Here is a 478-nt window from a genome sequence, read left to right on the forward strand (position 1 = left end):
TTCGCGAGAAGCCTTGATGAAAGCTATTGCGGTAAGTGGCCAGACTTTGGAAAAGCGCTTACAAGTAATTGAGCAGGGCGGCCAAGGTGCAGATCACCCAATACTGCCAGTAATTCCGGAAACAGAATACCTGAAATCAATTTTCGTCAGAGTTTTGCCAGCATCGTAGTTTGATTAAATGAAAGTGCGATGCAGGGCTTAGTTTTGTCTCGTGCTTTCTAGTGTTTCAATGACGCGATTTGCAAGGCTTATTCTTGCGGCGATACTACTCTTGGTATCGTGCATAGCTTGCTTGCCGATCAGCATTTGAATTTGCCGACAGGCTTCGAGTTCTACTTCAGCAATTTGACGAAGTGATGCTCTGAGTTCTTCTTCAGGAATGGTGGCAAGTGCTGCTGGATAGTAGCCATCGAGCCTGTTCCAAGAAACGCTAAAAGCTTCGATATCTTGTTTGAGCAGTTTGCTTAGGAGTTTGAGG

General features: G+C 45.4%; 1 protein-coding gene. It reads right to left on the reverse strand.

Annotated elements, in window-relative coordinates; all coding sequences use genetic code 11:
• Nucleotides 1-198: 198 nt before the first annotated feature.
• On the reverse strand, nucleotides 199-478 hold a 280-nt coding region (locus A3761_RS26700; RefSeq protein ID WP_197472754.1), incomplete at its 5' end, for a hypothetical protein.

It is taken from the genome of Oleiphilus sp. HI0123 (assembly GCF_001635315.1).